The organism is Faecalimonas umbilicata (assembly GCF_004346095.1).
Classification (GTDB): domain Bacteria; phylum Bacillota; class Clostridia; order Lachnospirales; family Lachnospiraceae; genus Faecalimonas; species Faecalimonas umbilicata.
In genome coordinates, this window is the sequence record NZ_SLZV01000021.1 from 29,987 (window position 1) to 48,007 (window position 18,021).

The window sequence follows — 18,021 nt, forward strand, 5'->3', positions numbered from 1 at the left end:
TTCCTTTAAATAACTTCCCCCTGTATCTGACAGGTCTGATAATAAATTCCCTTTTTCTCCCATAATGTTTCATGCGTTCCCCGCTCTGCCACTTTTCCATCCTGCAAAATCAGAATTTCATCTGCATCTCGCACTGAAGAAACCCGGTGTCCGATGATAATCTTTGTCACATCTGTCACATTCCGTAGGTTCTCTTGGATTTGACGCTCGGTATCCATATCGAGTGCAGAAGTCGAATCATCTAATACGAGGATCGGCGCACGTTTTGCAATCGCCCGGGCAATGCTGATTCTCTGTTTCTGTCCACCGGAAAGCCCTACCCCGCGCTCACCGATCAGCGTGTCATACCGGCTTTCCATACGCTCTACGAAATTTTTTGCCTCCGCACAATCAAGAGAGGCAACCACTTCTTCCCGCAAAACTTCTCCCCGCTTTCCAAACCGTACATTTTCTTCCACCGTATCTGAAAACAAAAAGACATCCTGCATAACGAGCGCAATGCTTCTTCTCAGTTGATGAAGCGGAAGTTTTCGAATATCCTTCCCATCCAAAAGGATCTTTCCTCCCGTGACATCATAAAACCGCTGGAGTACATGGATGACAGAAGTCTTTCCCGCACCGGTTTCTCCCATAATCCCGAGCGTCTTTCCTGCCGGCAGATCAAAGGATATGTCTCGCAAAATGGAATGTCCGTCAAGTTCCAAAGAAACATGTTCAAATGTGATATTCCCCTTTACATTCTCCAGTCTTTCCGGGCTCTTAGGCTCTGTAATTTCCGGATATTGTCGGTAAATCTTCTTCAGCTTTTCATTGGATGCAACTGCCGCCGCAAAGTCATTGAACAGCCATCCTAACATCTCCATCGGCCAGACGATGTTCATTGAATATTCCACAAATGCCCCGAGCGTTCCCAGTGTGATTTTTCCCTCAATCACACGGTGTCCACCAAAAATAATAACAATAACTGGAAGCAGCTTTGTGATTGCCTGAAATAACGGCTGGTATCGAACCAGCACTTTAGACTGCTTCATATTCAGTTCGTAATAACGCTTGTTGTGAGATAAAAATTTTCTGATCTCGAATTTCTCCCTTGCAAATGCTTTGACGGTACGCACTCCGGCAAGATTTTCTTCCGCCACCGTATTCAGAGCAGCATTTTCCTCACTAATCTCCTCATACACATTTCCAAGCTTCTTTTCCATCATAATTGCAAACAGCGCTACCATTGGCATTGCGATCACCGGAATAAGAAACAAACCTCTGTCAAGGCGATACATACAAACCAAAATCACACTGGTATGAAAGATGACTTCTACGAGCAACATGCTGATATAAGTCAGTGATCCCCATATTTTATCTACATCATCTTTGACCCTCGACATCAGTTCTCCAGTATTTGTATTGTTAAAATACCGCATGGACAACGACTGGATATGATCAAACAGCCTTCTTCTAATATCCATCGCGATCTCCGATCCCACCCGGTCAAAAGTAAATTCTTGAAGATATCCAAAAACACATCTTCCTACTCCGATGAAAAAGACTCCAAAAAGTAGCATTGGAAAAATTTCCTTCTGTCCCTTTCCAATCACATCATCAATCATACGCTTTGTAATCTGTGGAGACAGCATGTCAAGACTGACCTTGATAACCAGGCAGCCGATTGCAAACGCATACACATACCACTTTTCCAACAGATATTTTGATATTTTTTTCATAAGTTTCCCCGTTCTCCTTTCCTCTCTTATACAACAGACCTTTTTCGCTCCTAAGAATCTTTTCTCTTCCAAAGCGCCACACTTCTGTGCTCCGCCAGGAATCTACTGAAATTTTTGATTAAAAGATGAAATTTCCCACAAAAAAAGGACATGCCTGGTGCACATCCTGATTTTCCCTATTGCGGATCAAACTTCTTCTATAAGATGTGCTTCTTCTATGTTTTCTGCAAGATTCTCCCAGAACAGATATCTCTCCAAAGATATCCACCCAGAAACGCTTCTTTTCCAGAAAATTCCTGAAAAAAGAAAGCTGTGGCACGCATACCACAGCTTTTGCACAAAAAGAAAGCACAATCTTTCTATTCTTACTTTACTCTAAAAAAGATTCTCCTGAGGTAAACGTTCCAAACGGTTGCTGTATATTGTTGTACAATCCATTAAATTTATTGTTCTCTTTGCGTTCATAGTTTTACCTCCTTCTTTTTCTTATTTAACGCTGTTTTTATTATAAAACTGTCGACAGTATCTGTCAATATTTTTTGTAAAATTATGGGAATTCACAAAAAATCATGCTCTTTTTGATCAATTTGCATAATACAACTCCATGATGGCATTGACTTTTGACACAACATAATTACTTCCACCTTTTTTCTGTACATCTTCCACCATTCCGATTACAGACAGCGGCCGCTCTTCCCCATCTGTCGTTTCACATGCAAACCATCCATATTCAAGAGCTCCTGCATCCTCCTGACTTCCTTTTGTCTCGGCTGTTCCGGTCTTTCCAAGCAGGGAAACTCCCTCGATTCTTCCGCCTGCTCCAGTTCCAGTCGGATTCTCAATAACCTGCACAAGATCACTCTGAATCTGTTTTGCCGTCTCCTCCGTAAATACATCTTTTTTCCAATACTCTGCTTGCTGTCCTTCCTCCATCTGCAGTACCGGAAGAATCATATTTCCCTCATTGACAAACGCAGAGTAAATGGACGCAAGATGAATTGGATTGACAAGTAATTCTCCCTGTCCATATCCTGTATCTGCCAGCTGAATTTCAGAAGAAATCTTACTGTCTGTTCCAAATGTAGATACTTGTGCACCGATATCAAATGGCAGTTCTTCTTCAAATCCTGCCCGGCGCATGCCCTCGATCATCGTATCCGCCCCAATATCAAGCGCTGTACGTGCAAAGTAAATATTATCTGAATAGACAAGCGCATTCTGCAAGTTGACCTCGCTTCCATAATCGGTCAGTGTTGTAACCATATATTCTCCCCAACTTGCATCTTTCTGCCAGCTTAGCCCCACATATCCTTTGTTTTCATTTGGATCAAGCTTCCTTGCATCCATGCCAATTGCTGCCGTGATCGGTTTAAACGTAGATCCTGGCACAAGAGCCGCATAGAATCGGTTCAAAAGCGGTCGGTTTGGATCTTCATTTAATTCTGTCCATCTCCGATCGGAAATTCCATAGACAAACTCATTCGGGTCATATGCCGGCGTGCTCACAAGTGCCATCACTTCCCCTGTTTTTGGATTTATGGAAACAGCCATTGCAGGATCTCCTTGAAACTGTTCGTACGCTTTCTGCTGGATTGCAGCATCGATAGTCACCACCACATCTTGTCCATCTTCTTTTTCCTTCGCAGCTAAAAGAATCTTCGTCTTGCCATTCTGATCTGCTGTGTAGATTTCATAGCCATCGGAACCCTTTAGTGTTTTCTCATAGGCAAGTTCCAAACCTGATTTTCCAATCACACTATTTTCATGATACCCTTCCGACTGTTTTTCTTCCAGTTCCTCTGCACTGATCGGCTGCACATAGCCAGTCAGATGTCCTCCTGCCGCTCCAAGAGGATAGACTCTTCCTTCCATCTCAGAGATCATAACTCCTTTGATTCCCAGCAGACGCTGTTCTTTTTCTTCATTCCCTTTTGCCATCGACTTTAATGGCACAAACACGTCATCTGTCACCCACGCAGCGCTGAGCTTTGTTTCTATCTCTTCCTCTGTCATATCCATTTCTGCTGCAATTTTTTCAATCGCTCCCGTCTTATCCTCATCCATCTTTCCCGGGACCACACCGACTTGAAGTATCGTTCCATTGACTGCAAGCCCATTTCCATTCCGATCCAATATATTTCCCCTGCGTGCCGAAACCGTGGACACGACAATTCTGTCATCTTCCCTCAATTCCGGGAAAATCAATGACGGTTCCCATACAAGTTTCCAGTCACCGCCTTTTTCTTTGACCAGACTTGCTTCATTGTAAAATGCTTTTTCTCCTGCCACCGTTTCCATCTTCGTCTGATAAGATACTACAGCTGTCTTCTCTTTGTCCTTCTTTTTCTTCTCCTTGTCAAACTTCACTTGAAGTCCACTCATCTGGATTCCTTCATAAATATTTTTGTTTTTCTCAAGGAAAGCTTTCTTTTCTATTCCGCTTGTGTCACTGACAAACGTATACATCTCTTCATACTTTCCTTTGGAAAGTAATTCAAAATATTCTTTCATAACCATCTTCGGAGTCTGTCGGATGTCTGCAACATTCAACATCACTCCGGTTGCGATCACTCCAATAACCAAAAGCACAGAAATCCCGAGCCACACCCAATTGAAGCTTTTCTCTTTCCTTTTGTAATTCTGTATCTCTTGTTGTTTTTTTGTACCCTTATTTTGTGTTCTCTTCTCTGACATGAATACTCCCTTCTACTTTTTCTCAGCCTCTTCCATATAAGTTGGAAGCATATTCTCCTCCGACTGAATGATCCTATTTCCAATATACTGGAAACTTCTCTCCCCTCGTTGCCTTACGGTCACTTCATGTATGAACGCACAATCTGTCATCCGTTCTTTCCAGACCGCCTCCACCGTTATGGTCAATGTTCCATCTGGATTTTCCTTATAAGCTGTCACCTCCGGCACCGGCACATTTGTAATATTATATCTTCGATACAACATTTCTTCCCGTTTATAACAGTTCTTTTCTTTCTGATACTCCTGCCTTCCCCGAAGAATTTCTACCGGAACCGAAAGGTAACTCTGCACTACCGACTCAAATTCCTGCGCCGGAATTCCCTCCGGATATGCATCATCTGCCGGATAATTTCCATTCTGTATCCGGTAAAACTCTTCAAACAACGACCGAAAATCCAGTCTGTCATAATTCTTCTCATTCCACTCCTCAAAAAATAACCCTCCGTTGTAGTACCCACTTTGTGGAACATAACGTTTACACACTTCTCTTAACTCATCCGGAATCGGTTCCATCCGAACTGCATCGACTGCATCCTCTCCATCATAACCTGCCGGACGATATTTCTTATAGATTAAATATCCTTTCTCGGTTACCTTCCACTCCTTTGCTGCATAACGCTCCATATACGAGATAAACTGATCTTCTTTCTCTCTGCTTAGGACAACATTCGTTATGATCAGGTTTGTTCCATCAAAAGTCAGATCGGTCTGCCGGATTCCGTTTCTTTCCAGCGCTCGGTAAAACCGTACGGTTCCCTCTCTGCCGGATGCTATCTCTTCGCAGAACTTTCTTAGCTTCTTCGGATTCTGCAAATTGGTCTGATTATTTTCATCTATTATAATATACCCCCGTTTCCCCATTTTTTCTACCATCTCTTTCAAAGAAATCTCCGGCTTTTCCTTATAAATCTTCTGATAATCTTTTGCCGCTGTTTCTGCTTCCGCAAGCAGAATCTCCTGCTCTGATTTCGTAATCTCCCCGGACACTTCTACTTTTGCCTTCTCATCTGTGCGATCACATCCCTGCACGCAGACAGACAGAAGAAGTATTGTCAAAAACAGTAAAACACACTTGCACACACACCGCTTCTTTCTCTTTTTTCCTTGTCCTGTCTCCATTTCTATCTCCCCTTTCTTTTTCCACTGTCTTTTCAGAACAAATCATCGCCACCAGCTCCTTTGACCCTATACGGTTGCTATTCTTACATTTGTAATATTTTGTCGTAAAAAGATAAGAAAGCGCTCCGCTTTCCTTTCTTTTATATTACATTTGTAGTATTTAATTGTCAATCCCTTTTCTACAAACGCTTTTCTCTATTCTGCCTGCGCCAGAATCTCATTTTTCTCTTCCTCCGTGAGCATCTCATTTTTTACCATCGTCTCTAACACTTGCTGCTGTCTCTGTTTGGCAAGTTCCGGATTTTTAGTCGGCGCATAAACTGATGGTGCATTTGGGATTCCCGCCAGCAACGTACTCTCATAGTCATTCATCTGTCCGGGTTCTTTTTGAAAATATCCAAGACTTGCCTCTCTTACACAGTCATATCCATCCCCAAAGTAAATATGATTTACATATAGTTCTAAAATCTCCTCTTTTGTAAATTCTTTTTCCATCGCAATTGCCATAAATATCTCGGCAATCTTCCGCTCAACTGTTTGATCCATGTCAAAATAGAAATTTTTTGCCACCTGTTGAGTAATCGTGCTTCCTCCCTCCAAAAGCTTTCTCGCACGGATATTGTGATAGAATGCCCGCGCAATTCCAATAGGATCAATTCCTTTATGTCTGTAAAACCGTTTATCTTCCACTGACACAACTGCTTTCTTGTAAATATCCGGGAGCTGCTCTGCCGATACGAAATTTTCATCTTCCACTGTTTCCTTCCGGATCTGCACAAGACTCTTCTCTTCCAGCGCCTCCTGATACATCCGATATCCCTTCCCGGCAACAAATCCCCCTGCACAGACAATGATCAGAAGCATCCCTACCAGTATTCTGCGAATCCATTTCATACGCCTCTCCTCCTTTGTATGTCCTGCTTTTCACTTTCTTACCATGTCACCTTCAGCTTAAAATCTTGATCAATTTTGCACTGTCCCAGAGACAGACGCACCCCCTGGGTACGCAACAGACGGCAAATTTCATGAAAGATCCGCAACACACTGTTCTCATTTGCCATGTTCTCCCTATATTTTTCGTAATAAGAACGCTTTGTGAACATCGTAAGTTTCGGCAGTGATGTCTTAATATTTCGAGCCACGATCTTTTCCTGCCCAATAAAATGAAACTCATTGATCCAACCTTCATGAGAACCATTATCAAGATTCCTCGGTATCTCCCCAATTTCTTCTTTCGTCTCCTGGATCAGTTCATAAATTCCGTATACAGTATCTCGATCCACCTTAAACATCTGCATCAGCTGAATATCATCAAACAATTTATAAGTACAATATCTCAGATTTCCATTTCCAAAAAGTTCCAGGGAAAATCCACCGTACTCGCCTTCCCAACCCACAACCGGACTTGTCTGATAGGAAAAAATCTTCATCTCCTTTGTCAATGTCGCCATTTACTTCTAACCCCTTTTTTATTCTGCTTTACTTCTCGATCTATACTACCGCCAGAAGCGATAACAGATGGAACGATTTTTCTTTCTGAAAAAGTTCTTCCAACCGTTTTAAATTCGTATCTGAGTGCTCCACTTCCTTGGCATACCTGTGTGCAATCTCTGCCACCTCTTCCACCTGTGGAAATTTCCCATGTGAAAGGAAGGAGGCAAACACCATCTCCTGAATCAACAGTGTGCTGGCAACTGCGAATTTCGCCTTCTCGTATGCCATCTCATCATAAACAGCTCCGCAGAAATATGTGAAGAGAAAATATACCATCAGCTGTTCCAGATAAATTTCCCAACGCTCTTCTTTACAAACTTCTCTTTCAAACCGCGCAAATGCTTCCTGATAAAATGCCTCACCTTGTCCAAACAGCTTCTGCTCCACAGATTCTATATAAGGCTTCCAATCCGCCTTTAATACTTCCAGTTTTCCAAAGACTTGGAACATCTGACTCATTATCTCATAACGTGATCTGCTTTTTGGTCTAATTTTCTCTAATTTTTCTCTGAACCTCTCACGATTCTTCTCCTTTTGATAACGCTCAAGCAGCTGATCAATCTCAAAAAGAGCTTCTCCCCGGATTCTTCGCTGTACATCATGGGCGATCGCCAGCACCTTCCCGATCCGAACTTCCATTGACTCCTTCCGATCTTGGAGAATACCGATCATCGCCTCCCGAACATCCATCAGTTTTGTAAATAAGAAAAAGTCAAAGGATTCATACGTTTCTTCTCTGTCATCTTCTTTGTTCAAAAAACGAATCGGTTCTTTGCCGCCAAGTATAATCTTTGCCGCTTCCACACATGAGAGGGAAAGAGAGATTTCTCGGATCCCCTCATATTCCTCGATATGGCGGGGATACATTCTGCAAGTCCGGCAAAGCATCTGTTCTCCCTTCTCCGCGTACAGATCACACAGATTTTCCTCATTTAAAAAAGCGCACCTTCCCTTATATTGTAAAAAAGCGCCTTCCTTCCAGTCCACAGAATTTTTCATACGGTTTCCAAATGCGCCTGGTATCTTTTTATATTTTCTAAGTGACTTGTCATCGATCATAATCTGCCATCCGGCACAGCAAGTGTCTGTACACGCAGATGCGGTACACTGAAACTTTCTATAATAATGCGGCACGGTATATAACATGTTTCCTTCTATCCTTTCCATTCATTGCCTTTCCTCTATCTTATTTCCCTGAAAACTAAATGTCAAGCAAAAAGGAGAGTGTTAAAATTCCACTCTCCTGCAATAACTCCAAAGTCCCGCTGCAATCAGGAGCAGCACCCCTGCTTCTGCCACTCCAAGAACTCCCACCGAAACATCTCCCACAAAAAATATGAGTCCCATAAACGGAATGCTCACAATGATTCCAAAAATCAAGGCAAAAAAGGAAGCTGCACTCTGCTTGACTACGGTTGTCTCATTTGTCCAGTTATAAACCGGCAGCTTCAAATTGATAAACAATCCCCACACGGTCCCCGCAAAAGCTGCCGCCACCGGATAGACAAACAGTGTGATAAGTGTCATTCCCGTAACACGAAACCGTACTGCGAGAAGTGCAGAACTAATCAGTGCTGTCGGAATCTGAAGCAACAAATTGAACAACATTTTTCCTTTATAGATTTCTTCCTTCGTAATTGGAAGTGATTTGAGAATCCACAGATTTTTCCCTTCCAGGGACAGGGAAACACTTGTCGTACATGTCATCATGATCAATGCCCCAAGAATCAGTGGGAGGATTCCCTTCAACATCTGTTCTGGAATCTGCACTCCGAGCATCCGCTTTAGATCTGCATCTGACACAAAGAATGACGCCACTGCCAACATCAGACTCATGAGCACACCGATTCCCATATTCACACAGTAAATGGTAGAACCAAAAAACCGTCTTATCTCCTTTTGGCAGATCGCCGTCACCGGATGTTTTGCTGTAATTTTCTCTACTTGATAATTCCCCTTTGTCCGATGTGTCATCAATGCGGTATTCATTTTTTTGTAATTTTTTGATACAAGCACAACAAAAATCAGATACACTCCCACTGACAAAGCAGCAAACAGAAAGAAATCCATCAGCCCCGCCCCTGTCACGCCTCTGAAGAACCAATTCGCCGGGGGATACATTTGATAGATACTGTCTCTCAGTGCTTTACCGATCATTCCAATCTGTTCTGGTGTAAATCCTTCCTCTGGAATCACAGCTGTACTTCCAAAAGAGGCAATCAGTACTGACATAGTAAGCAATACTGTAAGAACTGTGGACACTGCATTTGCACGGCGAAATCTCGCTGAAATAAATATAATTCCGGCTCCTACAAGTGTCGCTGCCGCTGTCGGAATCAGAGGAATCAAAAAGATTCCGGTAATCCATATCAGAACTGCCATGACAGAGCTCTCTGCCCAAAGAAAATATCCAATCCCCATCGGTACAAGCACAAATGCTGTCATCCCCAGATGAAACAGATACATGAGGAGAAAACGGCTCGCGATGACTGTCCGTGTCGGCACTGGAAGGGACATCAGCATCTCATAATCCTTATAAGCAAACAATATCCCGTTCGTCTTCAGCATTGAGAAAAAAAATGTCACGATCCCCGGCAGTATGACCGCACATCCGGGAACCAGTTCTTCCATTCCAAGGAATCCAAGTCCAAACGCCAAACCAAAGGAATAAGATGCCAGCATTGCAAGAAGTATCACATATATCGCTGCCAGAAAGATCTGTTTTACTCCCCACTTCTTTTTTAGGCCTAGATTCTGAATCTGTATTTTCACTAACAGAAGACATTTACTTCTCATGCTCCGTCACCTCCATAAAGAGATGTTCGAGGGATGCATCTTTCAGGATCGACTCCATCTCTCCAGAAACAACCAGTTTTCCATCTTTGATGATCGCAACCTTGTTGCAGAGTTTCTCCGCCACATCCAGTACATGGGTGGAGAAAAAAATAGCCGCTCCTCTTCGACACATCTCATGCATCGTGTTTTTCAAAAGCAGCGTTGCCTTCGGATCCAGCCCAACAAATGGTTCATCCAAAATCATTAACTTTGGCTCATGAATCAACGCCGAGATAATTGCCAGTTTCTGCTTCATTCCATGAGAATAGGATGCCACCGGATCTCCGAGCGCACCCGTCAATGCAAACTGATCCCCATACCTCTGAATCCGCTCTTTTCTCACAGACGCTTCCACCTCAAAAATATCCCCGATAAAGTTCAGATACTGAATTCCTGTCAGATGTTCGTAAAGATCCGGATTGTCCGGAATGTATGCCATACACTTTTTGCAAGCAACCGGATTCTCTTTGATGTCTATCCCGTCAATCGTGATCGTTCCCTCCTCAAACTCCAGCACACCTGCCACCGATTTGATCGTGGTACTTTTCCCGGCTCCGTTATGTCCGATGAATCCATAAATATCTCCTGCCTCCACAAAAAGATTCAGATCATCCACCGCCTTTTTTCCACCTTTATATCTTTTTGAAAAATGTTCGATCCGCAACATACTTTCTTTTCCACCCTTTCTCTCTAGTCTCCCATGCACTCTCTGTCACTCTTACTTCATTTGTATTATTGTTTTAATACAATATATCTTCTTTCTTTTCGGATGTCAAGACATGATTTCCCTCCAGGTATTTCCGCGGAGATACTCCGGCAGCCTTTTTAAATGCTTTACTGAAATGATATTCATCACAATATCCGACTGCCGCCGCAATCTCACTGGATTTCATCGTTCCTGTGAGCAGAAGCTCCTTTGCTTTGTTGATCCGTATTCGGTTCAGATACTCAAAAATTGTAATTCCCGTCTGCTTTTTAAACATTCGATTTAGATAGTCAAAACTCATACTGCACAAATTCGAAATCCGCTTCCCGGTAATCTTCTGTCCATAAGCGCCATATAGAAAATTTAGGATCAACTGAACTTTCTCTCTGTGCTGCACTTGAATCGGGTCATCTTCTCTTTCATTGAATACCGTATGCGAATAGTATGCGCCCACTTCAGTAAGTACCTCGATCAATTTGCAGGAACAAATCAACTTAAAATGTTCTTTCCGATAGACAAATGCATCGATTGCCTCCTCGATCAGCCTCTGGATCTTCTGCCGGATCCCCGGACTTTCTATCCGCATGGTCTTCGGAAAAATCAATTTTGATTTTTCATAAAATTCATATCCAAGCGGATCGCATTGATAGAACAACTTGCGGTTTTCTGATAATACTTCTCTGATTTTTCCTTCTTCCGTACAGGAAAGTTCCTGTAACGTTTCCGCCCCAAAATGAATATAATAATAGGAACATTCTGATTCTCTGTAACCAACATGAGTCATACCGGGCTGCAATAAAATATATTCTCCTTCCCGGATTTCATACTTTCTGTCTCCCTCTCTTAAGTACATCGTCCCACGTCTGACAAAATACAAAATATATTCCTCTGCTGTCCGCAGAAAATGTATCCAGCCTTCCTGCATATCGGTTTTGTTCATGTATGATATCTTCGGAATCTGATCTGTGTTCAGGCAAAAATACATATATATCATGCTCCTTTCAACTTTTCTCCATATGATTTTCTATTTCCAAGGATATCTAAAATATCGCTATTTTACAAGAACTATGCGTTATTTTACATGTACAAAATGAAAACTTTGTTCTATTCTATCACTTGCAATACCAATCATATCATTCAGAAAGGAAATTTTTATGGAAAAAGATCTGACAACCGGAAATATTTTTCAACGTATTTTAATTTTTGCATTTCCGATTTTCATCGGGAATGTATTTCAACAGCTCTATAATATGGCAGACAGTATTATCGTCGGCCGTTTTGTCGGAAAGGATGCCTTTGCCGCAGTAGGCTCCACAGGTTCGTTAAACTTTCTCATTATCGGATTTGTGCTCGGGTTAAGCAGCGGTCTCTGCATCCCCGTTGCACAACGCTATGGTGCAAATAAATTATCGGACATGCGCAGAAAGATCGCTGCCGCAGTGCAAATTTCTATCGTGCTCGGCATTGGGCTGACTATCGTCATCGCCTGCTCTACAGGAGCACTTTTACGCTTGATGCAGACACCGGACAGTATTTATAAGGATGCTTACACTTACATCTTTATCATTTTTCTCGGGATTCCTGCCACGCTTCTTTATAATGTACCTGCCAATATTTCTCGTGCACTGGGCGACAGCAAAATTCCACTGTACTTTTTGTTGTTTTCCGCATTTATGAATGTCATTCTGGATTTGATTTTTGTCTGTATCTTTCATATGGGCGTTTCCGGAACCGCGATCGCAACCGTGATTTCTCAGGCATTATCCGGTATTCTCTGCATCGTCTATCTGAAAAAGAAGTACGACATCCTCACATTCCAAAAAGAAGAATGGGAAATTGACCTCCATTCCATCCGTCAGTCCACGATCATCGGAATCCCAATGGGACTGCAGTTTTCTATCACAGCAATCGGAAGTGTTGTCCTCCAGAGTGCAGTAAACCTGCTCGGCGCCGATGCCGTTGTGGCAGTCAATGCTGCTATGAAGATCTTGATGATCTTTACACAGCCGTTTGAAGCTCTTGGCGCAACACTTGCGACCTACTCCGGTCAAAACCTCGGAGCCGGCAAAATTGACCGAATTCAAAATGGCGTGAAAATTTCTATGATTTTCTCTGTCGTCTGCTCTATCGTGCTGATGATTCTGATCAATCTTGTCTGTCTGCCGATGTCTCTGCTCTTTATGAAGCAGAGTGATATGACTCCGTATATCACAGAATGCATCCAGAAGCTTCTGTTCTTTAACAGCTGTACTTTCTTTCCGCTTGCTTCCCTGCTGATTTTCAGAAATACGCTACAGGGACTTGGACACAGTGTGATTGCTATGGGAGCTGGGCTTTTTGAAATGCTTGCCCGGACAATCGTTGCATTCTTGTCATCCGCTTTCGGTTACACTGCCATCTGTTTTGCGAATCCGGCAGCATGGATCGCAGCAAATATCATCCTCGTTCCTCTTTACATTTCTACCATGAAAAAATTAAAAAGGCAGAATTTCTCTTAGCAACGCAGCAAAACACCGTTCCTATTCATTCAAAAAAAGGATTTTGCAAAATCTTCTCAATGAAGATCTGCAAAATCCTTCTTTCTCTTTCTATTCTATTTCTTCTTTCCATTTTTCCGAATGTACTCACGAAGGTCTTCCAATGCATCTTTGTACTTTCTAGACTCCAGCTTCGGGAATGCCCGGATGATTCGCTTCATATGCGCCGGATTTCTCAAAATCAACTCCCGATAATGTTTGCGCAGTTCAATGATCTGCTCCCGCATATCTTCTGAAAGATCCTTTCTTCTCTCATGGAACTCTGCTGCCCGCTCTTTCAGACGGTCCGCCATCTCTTCTTTCAGTTCCAATGCCTCTGTGACATCTTCGTAAATATTTTCCCCAATCTCATCTGAGATCCGATGAAGTTCTGTGGCAATTTCATTCATCTTGGCCAGCTTTCGATTCATCTTCAAAATATCTGTCACTGTCACATACAAATCTACAAACAAAGTCACCCCAAACAACACAATGCATGTCCAGCCCACAAATTCCGGCAAAAAGTCCAGTGCTTTATGGATCAACGGATGTAAAATCTTCACGATCAGTACACATGCCACACCCCAGATCAAAGAAAACAAAAGACACACATATCCATTCAGATTCAGTGGCATGGAAGAATAATCCCACCACTTATTATGAAACAGTTTATCCAAAATAAATCCGGTAAACCACTCCAACGCTGTCACAAGTACAACGGAAGAAATATATAGCAGGATCAGATTGTCTTTGAGCCCATCCAGACAGGACACAACAACAGCCACCCCTACTCCATAAATCGGACAGATCGGACCATTTAGAAATCCTCTGTTGACAAACTTTCCTTCCTTAACGCCTGCAAATGCAACTTCCGTACACCACCCAAGAAATCCATATACAAAAAAATATAGCAAGATAAAATAAACCGACATACTCTCACCCTTTCTTTTCCTTCTGCTGCTTACCATCTCACACGTTCAGCAGCATTCTGCCTTAAAGATAAATTTCATTATATAGAGGAACTTCTTCTCTGTAAATATCTTTTTGCAATTTCCATTCAGAAATTCTTGTACTTTCCCCGGTTCTTTATTATAATGATAATGAATAATCATTATCATTAACACAATTACAAAAGGAGAAACATGATCCTATGCAGTTAAAACAAGGAAAAGATAACACGACTTACATTGTAGAGGCGATGGATCTGGAACTTCCACTGGAACGTCGGCTGGAAGCACTTGGTCTGACCCCCGGAACCCGCATCACTATTTTAAATAATCAAAAACGTGGCTCCATGACTGTAAAGTTCCGCGGCACAAGATTTGCTGTCGGAAAGCGGATTGCAGACCATATCACAGTAAAGGAGGCAGCTTCCCATGAGTAAAACGATCAATGTCGGATTCATCGGCAACCCAAACTGTGGGAAAACCACACTTTTTAACGCCTTTACCGGGGCGAACCTCAAGGTGGCAAACTGGCCTGGCGTCACGGTCGAGAAAAAAGAAGGCTACACAACTTATGAAGGAGAACAGTTCAAACTGGTAGATCTCCCGGGAATTTACAGTCTAACTTCCTATACAATGGAAGAAAAAGTTTCACGCGAATGCATCATGAGCGATGAGATTGACGTCATTGTGGACGTAGTAGATGCCTCGTGTCTCGAGCGCAACCTGTATTTGACGCTTCAGCTGATCGAGCTTGGGAAACCGGTCATTCTTGCGCTGAACATGATGGACATTGTCGAAGAACGTGGAATGGAAATTGATCTGCACAGACTTCCGGAAATGCTCGGCATTCCTGCCATTCCGGTTTCTGCACGAAAAAAAAGCGGGCTCTCTGTTCTGATGCACGCAGTATCCCATCATGCAGACCATGCGATCCAGAATCCTCTGATTCATCATCATCACGACAAACAGAGCCGTCATGAACACAATCATCATACAGAATATGCGATGGTCTATTCGGATGCCCTTGAAGATAAGATTGATGTGATCATGGATGCACTCGCCTGCTCCTACCCAACGCTTGAAAACCCTCGATGGCATGCAATCAAGCTGCTTGAGAAAGATGAATCTGTCACAGCGGCCTTTCCTCTTCCAGATCTTGAGAAGATCATCGACCGCAGCTATGAACAGGAGATCATCAATCAAAAATACGATTTTATCGAGGAGATCATTCAGGAGATACTGGTCAACAAATCAGAAAAAGAAGCTTTTACCGAGAAATTAGACCACTTTCTCACACACAGGATCTGGGGACTTCCACTCTTTCTCGGAATTATGGCACTTGTCTTTCTGCTGACCTTTACCGTCGGCGACTGGCTCAAAGGATATTTTGAAATCTTTTTGGAATCCTTCTCGGCAGCAGTGACAAGCGGACTTACCTCCCTACATGTAGGCGACATGATGATTTCCCTGGTTGTAGATGGTATCATCTCCGGTGTCGGCGGAATTCTGACTTTCCTGCCAAACATTTTCATCCTGTTTCTCGCGCTTGCCTTTTTGGAAGACAGCGGCTACATGGCTCGTGTCGCCTTCGTCATGGATGATATTATGGGACATCTCGGACTTTCCGGACGTGCTTTCATTCCGCTTCTGCTCGGATTTGGATGTTCTGTTCCTGCCGTCATGGCCTCCCGTGCACTGGAACACCGCAAGGACCGGTTAAAAACTATTTTGATCACACCGTTTATGTCGTGCAGTGCAAGACTTCCAATCTATGTATTGTTTTCGCAGATGTTCTTTCCAAAACATGCAATGCTTGTATCTTACTCTATGTATCTGCTCGGAATCATCGTTGCGATCACTACTGCTTTTGTCTTATCCAAATTAGATGGAAGCAAAGCCGAACATGCACTTTTGATCGAACTTCCGGAATATAAGTCTCCAAATGCCAGAACAATCGCAATCTATGTCTGGGAGAAAGTAAAGGACTACCTCACGAAAGCCGGAACAGTCATCTTTGTTGCTTCCGTTATCTTATGGGGATTATTAAACTTTGGTCCTTCCGGATATGTGACAGATATTTCAAACAGCTTTGGATCTATCATCGGGAAAGCAGCTGTTCCTCTCTTTGCACCAGTCGGACTCGGATACTGGCAGATTGTCGTTGCCCTGATTGCAGGAATTGCAGCAAAAGAAGTCGTTGTATCAAGCTGCAGCGTTTTATTCGGGGTACAAAACATTACAACTACAGATGGTATGAGTACCATGGTTGCAACACTCGGCGCTCTTGGATTCGGGGCAGCAAATGCCTATGCACTAATGGTATTTTGCCTTCTTTATATCCCGTGTACTGCTACCATCGCAACGATCAACCGGGAAGTAGAGAGCAAAAAACTGACAGCACTGATCATTTTCTTCCAGTTTGCTGTCGCATGGGTTATGAGTTTCCTCGTATACCATATCGGACTGTTATTTTAATTTTTCAAAAATATGGAAATTTTCTAGATAGGTGTAGTTGAAATGACAGTCCATCTGATAAGATCAGATGGGCATGCTCCACAGATGGTATAAGATTCCAGCACAGAGAAATGGTCCAAATGCAACAACTGAATTTCGTTTGATCTTACCACTTGCCATCCCGGCAAGAATATAGATCCCACATAAAATAATGGCAGCAGTCAGGGAATACAGGCTTTTTACAGGCCCCAGCAAACTTCCCACTGCTGCCATTAATTTGATATCTCCTCCTCCAAAGGCTCCAGGCCTTAAAATCGTAATCAGCACAAGCACCCCACTGGCAGAACACACTCCGGAAATCACATAAAAAAGAAGTCTTCCCCATTCACCTTGATTCAGGCAAAAGAATAACTGCATGAGACAATAACAGAACAATATTGTGACATCCTGATTGAAAATCTTCTGTTCTTTCCAATCTGTGACTGCAATTTTTGTCAGCATCCCTGTGATGATCATTTGATTAAAAAACTTCATCGTCCCTCCTTGCAAACGATTGATCTGACTTTCTGAACAAAAGCTTTATTTATTCAAATAATGGAGCTCGATCGGATCGATCGGATCGATCGGATTCTCCTCTTTTCCTTTTACTTTTCTTTTATAATATTTCAAAAGCCCTCCGCCTTTGTTATAAATCCAAAAAGAATACGTGAGAAGTTTTCCAGCCTTTCCCATCTTTTCTTTTGTCGTCTTATTATAGAGTGTTCCACCTGCTTCTAAAGGACCTTTCTTACGGATCAAAGAAATCAGCTCTGTCTCACAAGTAACCCTCTCCGGAAGAATGGTCGCTCCTTTTCCGACACATTCTGGCTTGTGGGCATCACTGCCTCCGATTCCCGGCTTCTGATACTTCTGCGAAAGCCGCAGTGCTCCCTCATTCGACTCCACCGATTCGCACGCATTAAACGCTTCCATAAAATCAAATCTCTTGATCAGTTCCGGATTCTTAAAATATCGTTTCGTATTCGTAAAACTCAAATATTTTCCTCCGCACGGGTGTGCCGGTCCTAAAATTCCACCATTTCGATGTACAAAATCAATCAAGACTGCTGCCGGAAGTCCTCTCATCTCCAGCATCCGCATCTTAACTCCTTCCGGCATGATTACAATAATATGTCCCGCATCACTTGTATCATATTCAATTCCTTTCAGGACAACAAAATCTGTATGTTTTTTCCCTTTGATATGTTCCTTCCAGTATCGGTACCCCTTGTATGTGTTGTGATCTGTGATCAACATCCCGTCAAAACCTTTCTCTTTCAACAGGGTAATATATTCTTCCAGACTTACCTTACTATCCACAGAACCTTCTTTTACGTGACAATGCATATCAATCTTCATAAGCCTGCCTCCTTGTCTTACTATCTACTTTTATTATACCCTTTTTTCTGTAAAGTTCAATGATAGAACAAAAATATTAG

Annotated in this window: 15 protein-coding genes; 3 read left to right on the plus strand and 12 right to left on the minus strand. The window is 42.6% G+C overall.

Translation table 11 applies throughout. From position 1 onward, the window contains the following. Window positions 1–5 precede the first annotated feature (5 nt). The 9 genes from EDD74_RS10245 to EDD74_RS10285 all read right to left on the minus strand — a co-directional run bounded on the left by EDD74_RS10245 (window position 6) and on the right by EDD74_RS10285 (window position 11,611). Window positions 6–1,718, minus strand: a complete 1,713-nt coding sequence (locus EDD74_RS10245; protein ID WP_116441823.1) for an ABC transporter ATP-binding protein — start codon at window positions 1,716–1,718, stop codon at window positions 6–8. A 582-nt stretch (window positions 1,719–2,300) separates the two neighbouring features. Next, window positions 2,301–4,412 carry a penicillin-binding transpeptidase domain-containing protein gene (locus EDD74_RS10250; protein WP_116441822.1) on the minus strand — a complete coding sequence of 704 codons (2,112 nt, stop codon included), beginning with the start codon at window positions 4,410–4,412 and terminating at the stop codon, window positions 2,301–2,303. 12 nt (window positions 4,413–4,424) lie between these two features. Beyond that, window positions 4,425–5,591, minus strand: coding sequence for a DUF6070 family protein (locus EDD74_RS10255; protein WP_116441821.1), 1,167 nt, complete (start codon window positions 5,589–5,591; stop codon window positions 4,425–4,427). A gap of 195 nt (window positions 5,592–5,786) precedes the next feature. After that, on the minus strand, window positions 5,787–6,485 hold the full coding sequence (locus tag EDD74_RS10260) for a transglycosylase domain-containing protein (RefSeq protein WP_116441820.1): 699 nt from the start codon (window positions 6,483–6,485) through the stop codon (window positions 5,787–5,789). 38 nt (window positions 6,486–6,523) lie between these two features. Next, a complete protein-coding gene (locus EDD74_RS10265; RefSeq protein ID WP_008976292.1) occupies window positions 6,524–7,042 on the minus strand; it encodes a hypothetical protein in 519 nt (172 codons plus the stop codon). 40 nt (window positions 7,043–7,082) lie between these two features. Next, the gene (fliB, locus tag EDD74_RS10270) at window positions 7,083–8,252 is read right to left on the minus strand and encodes a flagellin lysine-N-methylase (RefSeq protein ID WP_116441819.1); all 1,170 of its coding nucleotides are present in this window, start codon (window positions 8,250–8,252) and stop codon (window positions 7,083–7,085) included. A gap of 60 nt (window positions 8,253–8,312) precedes the next feature. Continuing rightward, window positions 8,313–9,881: a putative ABC transporter permease subunit gene (locus tag EDD74_RS10275; RefSeq protein WP_116441818.1), complete on the minus strand. Its 1,569-nt coding sequence runs from the start codon at window positions 9,879–9,881 to the stop codon at window positions 8,313–8,315. After that, window positions 9,871–10,587, minus strand: coding sequence for an ABC transporter ATP-binding protein (locus EDD74_RS10280; RefSeq protein WP_116442491.1), 717 nt, complete (start codon window positions 10,585–10,587; stop codon window positions 9,871–9,873). Before EDD74_RS10280 ends, EDD74_RS10275 begins: the two co-directional genes overlap by 11 nt. Window positions 10,588–10,660: 73 nt before the next feature. Then, window positions 10,661–11,611: an AraC family transcriptional regulator gene (locus EDD74_RS10285; protein WP_116441817.1), complete on the minus strand. Its 951-nt coding sequence runs from the start codon at window positions 11,609–11,611 to the stop codon at window positions 10,661–10,663. 169 nt (window positions 11,612–11,780) lie between these two features. Here EDD74_RS10285 and EDD74_RS10290 point away from each other — a divergent pair, with 169 nt between their 5' ends. Continuing rightward, on the plus strand, window positions 11,781–13,124 hold the full coding sequence (locus EDD74_RS10290) for an MATE family efflux transporter (protein ID WP_008976297.1): 1,344 nt from the start codon (window positions 11,781–11,783) through the stop codon (window positions 13,122–13,124). A 95-nt stretch (window positions 13,125–13,219) separates the two neighbouring features. Here EDD74_RS10290 and EDD74_RS10295 read toward each other — a convergent pair whose 3' ends face one another. Beyond that, window positions 13,220–14,074 carry a putative ABC transporter permease gene (locus tag EDD74_RS10295; RefSeq protein WP_008976298.1) on the minus strand — a complete coding sequence of 285 codons (855 nt, stop codon included), beginning with the start codon at window positions 14,072–14,074 and terminating at the stop codon, window positions 13,220–13,222. A gap of 218 nt (window positions 14,075–14,292) precedes the next feature. Between EDD74_RS10295 and EDD74_RS10300 the strand changes: the two genes are divergently transcribed. Both EDD74_RS10300 and feoB read left to right on the plus strand, forming a co-directional pair. Then, on the plus strand, window positions 14,293–14,526 hold the full coding sequence (locus EDD74_RS10300) for a FeoA family protein (protein WP_008976299.1): 234 nt from the start codon (window positions 14,293–14,295) through the stop codon (window positions 14,524–14,526). Next, a complete protein-coding gene (gene feoB / locus EDD74_RS10305) occupies window positions 14,519–16,564 on the plus strand; it encodes a ferrous iron transport protein B (protein ID WP_008976300.1) in 2,046 nt (681 codons plus the stop codon). Before EDD74_RS10300 ends, feoB begins: the two co-directional genes overlap by 8 nt. Window positions 16,565–16,627: 63 nt before the next feature. On the opposite strand, the gene EDD74_RS10310 is transcribed toward feoB, so the two are convergent. Further along, the gene (locus EDD74_RS10310; RefSeq protein WP_116441816.1) at window positions 16,628–17,077 is read right to left on the minus strand and encodes a prepilin peptidase; all 450 of its coding nucleotides are present in this window, start codon (window positions 17,075–17,077) and stop codon (window positions 16,628–16,630) included. A 45-nt stretch (window positions 17,078–17,122) separates the two neighbouring features. Next, window positions 17,123–17,941, minus strand: a complete 819-nt coding sequence (locus EDD74_RS10315; protein ID WP_008976302.1) for a PHP domain-containing protein — start codon at window positions 17,939–17,941, stop codon at window positions 17,123–17,125. Window positions 17,942–18,021 lie beyond the last annotated feature (80 nt).

Bases quoted from the DNA above. Each gene is read 5' to 3' on its own strand.
- EDD74_RS10255 (WP_116441821.1), bottom strand. From the start codon at position 5,591: ATGGAGACAGGACAAGGAAAAAAGAGAAAGAAGCGGTGTGTGTGCAAG.
- EDD74_RS10310 (WP_116441816.1), bottom strand. From the start codon at position 17,077: ATGAAGTTTTTTAATCAAATGATCATCACAGGGATGCTGACAAAAATT.
- EDD74_RS10315 (WP_008976302.1), bottom strand. From the start codon at position 17,941: ATGAAGATTGATATGCATTGTCACGTAAAAGAAGGTTCTGTGGATAGT.
- feoB (WP_008976300.1), top strand. From the start codon at position 14,519: ATGAGTAAAACGATCAATGTCGGATTCATCGGCAACCCAAACTGTGGG.
- EDD74_RS10285 (WP_116441817.1), bottom strand. From the start codon at position 11,611: ATGTATTTTTGCCTGAACACAGATCAGATTCCGAAGATATCATACATG.
- EDD74_RS10280 (WP_116442491.1), bottom strand. From the start codon at position 10,587: ATGTTGCGGATCGAACATTTTTCAAAAAGATATAAAGGTGGAAAAAAG.
- EDD74_RS10295 (WP_008976298.1), bottom strand. From the start codon at position 14,074: ATGTCGGTTTATTTTATCTTGCTATATTTTTTTGTATATGGATTTCTT.
- EDD74_RS10260 (WP_116441820.1), bottom strand. From the start codon at position 6,485: ATGAAATGGATTCGCAGAATACTGGTAGGGATGCTTCTGATCATTGTC.
- EDD74_RS10250 (WP_116441822.1), bottom strand. From the start codon at position 4,412: ATGTCAGAGAAGAGAACACAAAATAAGGGTACAAAAAAACAACAAGAG.
- EDD74_RS10265 (WP_008976292.1), bottom strand. From the start codon at position 7,042: ATGGCGACATTGACAAAGGAGATGAAGATTTTTTCCTATCAGACAAGT.
- EDD74_RS10275 (WP_116441818.1), bottom strand. From the start codon at position 9,881: ATGAGAAGTAAATGTCTTCTGTTAGTGAAAATACAGATTCAGAATCTA.
- EDD74_RS10300 (WP_008976299.1), top strand. From the start codon at position 14,293: ATGCAGTTAAAACAAGGAAAAGATAACACGACTTACATTGTAGAGGCG.
- EDD74_RS10245 (WP_116441823.1), bottom strand. From the start codon at position 1,718: ATGAAAAAAATATCAAAATATCTGTTGGAAAAGTGGTATGTGTATGCG.
- fliB (WP_116441819.1), bottom strand. From the start codon at position 8,252: ATGGAAAGGATAGAAGGAAACATGTTATATACCGTGCCGCATTATTAT.
- EDD74_RS10290 (WP_008976297.1), top strand. From the start codon at position 11,781: ATGGAAAAAGATCTGACAACCGGAAATATTTTTCAACGTATTTTAATT.